At 60.0% G+C, this 4,035-nt stretch carries 4 protein-coding genes; all 4 read right to left on the bottom strand.

Annotation, left to right across the window (positions count from 1 at the left end; all coding sequences use genetic code 11):
- A partial coding sequence (locus IQ273_RS31335; protein ID WP_194027000.1) for a type IV secretory system conjugative DNA transfer family protein occupies window positions 1-1,115 on the bottom strand: 1,115 nt, incomplete at its 3' end.
- A complete protein-coding gene (locus tag IQ273_RS31330) occupies window positions 1,115-1,633 on the bottom strand; it encodes a hypothetical protein (protein WP_194026999.1) in 519 nt (172 codons plus the stop codon). The genes IQ273_RS31335 and IQ273_RS31330, both read right to left, overlap by 1 nt.
- Before the next feature lie 11 nt (window positions 1,634-1,644).
- On the bottom strand, window positions 1,645-3,312 hold the full coding sequence (locus IQ273_RS35565; RefSeq protein WP_194026998.1) for a M23 family metallopeptidase: 1,668 nt from the start codon (window positions 3,310-3,312) through the stop codon (window positions 1,645-1,647).
- Window positions 3,313-3,376: 64 nt separating this feature from the next.
- Window positions 3,377-4,035, bottom strand: a 659-nt coding sequence (locus tag IQ273_RS31320; RefSeq protein ID WP_194026997.1) for a hypothetical protein, incomplete at its 5' end; no start/stop codon positions are given.

Genomic DNA, 4,035 nt, shown 5'->3' with positions numbered 1-4,035 from the left:
GGTAAGTAAAGGGTGGGCAACTCGTCAATCGCGACAATTAGAGGATCTTGCCGACGCTGGGCCACGTTGCGAGTGACCAGCATGTGCAGCACCGTGGCTACCAATGGCCCCACCACGTCCCGTCGTTCCCGATCCATCCCCAGAATCAGCAATTGCTTGCCGGTCAGATCTAAGGGGATAGAAGTTTGACCGCAGAAGGCCCCCAACACCCCTTCTTTCATAAAGCGGGTAAAGGTCTCGCTGGCGCTGCCCACAATGCCGCTGGCAGTTTTCTCGGCATCCTTGACCCCAATCAACTGGTTGAAAGACACCCGAATCCAGCTATTCATGCCTTGAGCCGCCGCCACCCGGTTGCCCAGGTTGGTCAGCCCCAACACCGCCTGGGCGGTCATGATGTCGGGATACGGGGTGGATTTGGCCAGCATCAGCAGGGCTTCTGTGAGCTGATCACCTGCGGCGGCGAAGAAGCCATCCTCGCTGCTCTGGGTCATCAGCCGAAAGTTTTTGTTCAGCACGGTGGCAATTTGCCGCGCCATCTCGGCATCGGACTCGCTGCGCAGAAAGTCGATGGGGTTACACACCTCGGACTCGGGAAAGCCGGGGGCCAGCACTCGCACGTCGTAGCCCAGTTTGGCAGCATAGGCGGCATGGCGAGCGCTTTGGGTCGGGTACTTAAAGTCGTACATTGCCACCGGCAGACCTTGGTCAAGGGCAGAGCGAATCAGCGGGTCAATGACGCTGAAGGTTTTGCCGGAGCCTGGCCCACCACAAACGGCAATGCCCCGCTGGAGATCGGGCAGGTATAGAGACCGGGCATCTTTCTTGCGGGTGGGCTTGCCGATGTAGAGCGAAACCGCATTGCGTTTGCGCTCCTGAATCTGCCGCACCGCACGCTTGCGGGCGGCAGCTTTCTCGGGGCTGCCACCAAAGCGGCTGGTGGCGAGCTTCCCCTTCTTGCCTTGGCTCATCAGGGAGAATGCAGCAATCAGCACCGCGCAGCCGAGCAGGGTGAGCCCTTGGCGAGACTGGAGTGAGGTCACTAGCTGAGAGATGGATTGAGTAGAAGTGGAATCCACCTGACCCAGAACTGAGGGGTGTTCGGTGTAGTAACGCATCAGCGCAGCACCTCATAGCTATTGGGCGGTAGCTCAATGCCCAGTTGCTCCAGAGCCCAGAGGTATTCCTCAGGAAACTGACTGCGGGTACCTTCAGGAGCTGCCGTCAGATACTCGGTTAGCTGCTGCTGGTAGGCGTCGCGCCCGCCCTGTTCTTGCAGCACCTGGGTATAGCGCTGGAGGGCTAACTCGCGGGCCAAGTTCAGGGGGATGTAATGACTCAGCACCGGGTCATCCTCCGGCAATAGCGACCGGCAGGCGGCTTGAGCATCCAGGTAAATCAGCACCTCTTGGTAGGTCTCGCCTTCACCGGCCCCGATTAGGAGGTAGCTGCCGGAGGCTGTTTCAACCAGGCCCCAAAGTTTGGTGGCTTGGGTCTGGGGGGGCAGGCAGTCGTAGACCGCCTCTGGAATAGGGTCTGACGCTCGCGCCAGATTGAAGCCGAGGGCAGCTATCAAGCTGACAAGCAGGAGACAGAGTCCTGCTAAACCAGCGAAGACAGTCCGGTTAAGTCTCATCGCTAAGCTCCTTAACTGAGATAGTTCATGGGGTTCTGGGGCTGGCCGTTCTGGCGCACCTCAAAGTGCAAATGCGGCCCTGTTGACCAGCCGGTGCTGTTGGCGCGACCGACCGGATCTCCCTGGGCGATGATGTCGCCCGCTTGCACAAAAAAGCCTTGTAGATGGGCGTAGTAGCTCTCTAATCCACCGCCGTGATTGACGATGACGAGTCTGCCGTAGCCGCTGGTAAGGGAGCCGCTGATGCCTGCGAAGGTGACCTGCCCGCCGTCAGCCGCTCGAATGAGGGTGCCGGTGGGGGTGCCAAAATCGGTGCCGCTATGGAGACGGCGATCGCCGTGAATTGGGTGAGTGCGATAGCCAAAACTACTGGTGACGCCATAGCCCGGTGCGGGGTGAATGAATCGTCCAGTGGCAGTTCCTGGAGAGACTGAGGCCCTGGCGACAGGGGCTGGCGTGGGTTTGGGTTCTCCGGTCTGTGGATCAATCCCTTTTGCCGTAGCGGCGTCAGCTGAATCGGTGGTCGAAAGACCTTCCTTGATTTGTCCCAAGAAGACCATGCCTTCTTCCTGCACCGGCAACCAGGGAATGGGGCCGATGAAGTAGGGAGTGCAGCCCAAGTCCACAAACAGGTTGCGAACGCACATGCGGAAGTACAGCCCGGTTTCAGCCGTGCCAGAAGCCTCATCGGTGTCGAGCACCGCCACCTTGAATGCATTGCCGAAGGGATGGCGACCGGTAGGTTCAACCCCACCGTTGGCCGCCGCCAAGGCTCCCCGCCCGCCGCGCACCTGCTGGTACTTGCCCGAGACCCACTGGGTGCCTTCCACCAGTGTGGGTTGCCCAATTTCCAGGTGAGCGCAGTCAGCGTCACAGGGCACATTGAACCCCTCCACATAACTGCCGCTGATAGTGTTAGTGCGATCGCCTTCCGCTGGGCCGAACACCACATCCACCTGGCCTACCACCACGCCCTGCTCCACGATGGGGTTAGGGAAGTTGGCAAAGGGGACATCGGCGAGACCGGGTACCTGATCGATAACGGACTGCTGCCAGTCGCGAAACCTTTCTAGCGGAGCCTCCATCAACCCCGGAATATCCCCTAGTCCGTACTGCTCCAGATCGAGGTCTCCCAGACTAAGGGAGGCCAGGGCCTCATCTTGAAGCACCTCGGCGATCGCAGTTTGCGGGTCTACTTCTCCCTGGAGTAGGTCGGCGATCGGGGCCACCGATTCCACCGGACGATTGGCTAAATCAGGCACCGCCTGCACCAAGTCCCCCAGGGTTTGCCAGGCTACCAGGGCAAAATCCGCTAGCCGCAGGGCAGGCCAATCCAGCCCCACCAGGGCGGCAATCTCATACAGCGAGAACTGCTGGAGCTGAAAGCTCTCCTGGAAATCGCCCAGCTGCATGTACTGATCAGCGGTTTGACCGGCCTGCCAGACCCGCGACGGGTCGTAGCCTAGCAGACGGATCAGATCCGCTGGAGCCTCGAAGGAGCCAGACTCCAGCACCGCAGGCAGGCTGCGTAGGGTGATCTGTACCCAGTCGGGCTTGGTGCCTAAAATCTGATCCTGAATCACGGGTACTGGCGACCCTGGCTGGAGGCTGGAGTGGGCCGGTTGCACTCGCCAGCCATGGAGCGCGATCGCCAAAATTAAAACAAGAATCCCGATCACAGGCCGCCATGGCCGCCTGCGCCTGAAAGAATATTGGTTCATGGCTTTAACCTGAGTGGAGAACCTAGAGAGCGGTAGAGTTCAAAGGCGGGTCATCGCGAGCATTGGCCCCCCATTCCGCCAATCGGGTGATCACCTCAGGGGAAACCCCAGCCTGCTCTACGGCAGCAGGCACAGCCAGTCCACCTTGGGCCAACCGCAAAAAGGTTTGTAGCCGGTTCCACAAGTCCTGGTTTTGAGCGATCAGTCCTCTGGATTCAGCCACCTGAAGCCCTCGGCGCACATCCCCTGGCCCCAGTAGCGGATGAATGGGGGAGGTAGGGTTAACCACGACGGTGTGGTAGTCTGGCTCGCCCGTACCGAAGGCGATGCGGAATTCGTAGAGGCGGCGATTGCCCCCAGCCGTCTCGGTAATCACCGTCAGTAGGGTGCCGCTGGCCCTGGGCAAATTCTCGAAGGACAGTCCCTGAACCCGTCTCAGATGAATCACGGAAGGCCGACCCGAGGCGCAGCCTGATTCCGCAGCGGTGGGGCAGAGCGGTTGATCAAAATCGAGGACTACTCGGGACGGGTCATCGATCCACACCCGCACGATGCTTTCGTTCGTCGGGATAAAGCTCAGGTTGGTGCCATAGCCAGGCCACAGGTGAATGACAGGAGCCTGACTGCCGGTTAACCCTTGGGCATGGCTGGCAGAAACAGAATAGGCTGACTGGGCTTGGG

Source organism: Nodosilinea sp. LEGE 07298 (genome assembly GCF_015207265.1).
Lineage (GTDB): Bacteria > Cyanobacteriota > Cyanobacteriia > Phormidesmidales > Phormidesmidaceae > Nodosilinea.
The sequence above is the reverse complement of the archived record's forward strand: the minus strand, read 5'-3'. Positions and strand labels throughout refer to the sequence as shown.

Excerpts from the sequence above, each read along its gene's own strand:
- IQ273_RS31330 (WP_194026999.1), bottom strand. The coding sequence starts at position 1,633 with ATGAGACTTAACCGGACTGTCTTCGCTGGTTTAGCAGGACTCTGTCTC.